Origin of the sequence: Streptomyces sp. NPDC057697 (genome assembly GCF_042799335.1) — a bacterium.
Taxonomy (GTDB): domain Bacteria; phylum Actinomycetota; class Actinomycetes; order Streptomycetales; family Streptomycetaceae; genus Streptomyces.
The window spans coordinates 1-1,022 of the sequence record NZ_JBHVJA010000049.1; the positions used below are offsets into that span (position 1 = coordinate 1).

At 38.7% G+C, this 1,022-nt stretch carries 2 protein-coding genes; both read left to right on the top strand.

The annotated features are described in order from the left end of the window. Positions 1 to 572 (top strand): conjugal transfer protein (locus ACFVFH_RS35810; protein WP_383777119.1); only part of this gene is annotated, 572 nt, incomplete at its 5' end. Between the two features lie 2 nt (positions 573 to 574). Next, a complete protein-coding gene (locus ACFVFH_RS35815; protein WP_375838822.1) occupies positions 575 to 835 on the top strand; it encodes a TcpD family membrane protein in 261 nt (86 codons plus the stop codon). Positions 836 to 1,022: the final 187 nt, after the last annotated feature.

Below are 1,022 nucleotides of genomic sequence, written 5' to 3' on the forward strand. Positions count from 1 at the left end.
ACCGTGTAGATTATGATAATGTCGCCGTTCAGGAAAAAGAGCGAGAGGTCGAGAAGAAAAAAGGCAAGAAAAAAGAAAAAGTGAAAGAGAAATACGAGGAGGAGAAAAAAACAGGCCGTTCTATGCTGCTGAATGTACCTGTAAAAGCTTCTAAAGGCGGTTATGCGGTTGTTTCTAACCTGTATTTTACGCCGTTGCCAGATGTGAAAACAAAAGGCGTACAAAGCGAAACTAACCCATTAGAAGATGAATCTGAAATTCAGGATGCACAGAAACAGCAGATTCAAAATTGGCTTAATGATTTCTTCAAAAAATATGCTGACGGAACGACAGATGATCTCACTTATATGATGGAGAAGCCGCAGGCTTTAAATGGGCAGCGTTCATTTGTCAGCTTAGAAAATCTCAAAGTCTATGCTTCAGGGAAAAATGGTTATATCGTAAAAACCAATGCGAAATTCCAAGAAAAAGACCTTGGAATTGAGAATACAGAAAGCTTCACAATGCACTTAAGTAAACGTGATGGTAAGTATTTTGTTGAAAAAATGGAAAACACACTAGGAGGAAAATAACTATGATGAATTTTTTTGCAAATCCTGTTTTAGCTGCTAGCCTTCCGTCTCTCGGTAATTTAGCGGATTGGGTACAAACTGAAGGCGGAAATGCTGTTGCAATTGTTTTGGTTTGTTTCGGTGTCTTTTACCTATTTAGACAGGACATTAGTAAATTGATCGGATTTGTAATTGCCGCCGGATTCGTATTTTTCGCGGTAGGTAATCCAGAGAGACTTTTAAAGCAAATAGGTGACCTTGCTTACACTGTATTTGGGGGGTAAGGAATGAGGTCATACAACTATAAAAAAACAATGAATCACCCTATAACGCTGTATAAACTGGGGCCTTTGAATATGAATTTTGGACTCAGTTTGGTACGAGGAGCATTGTTCGCAGCAATACTCCTCGTAATGATTGCTTTTCGTAAGTTCTTTAATAGTATCGGCTCAATCATGCCAGGATTAACCC

Coding starts and splice junctions, on each gene's coding strand:
- ACFVFH_RS35815 (WP_375838822.1), top strand. CDS start 575: ATGATGAATTTTTTTGCAAATCCTGTTTTAGCTGCTAGCCTTCCGTCT.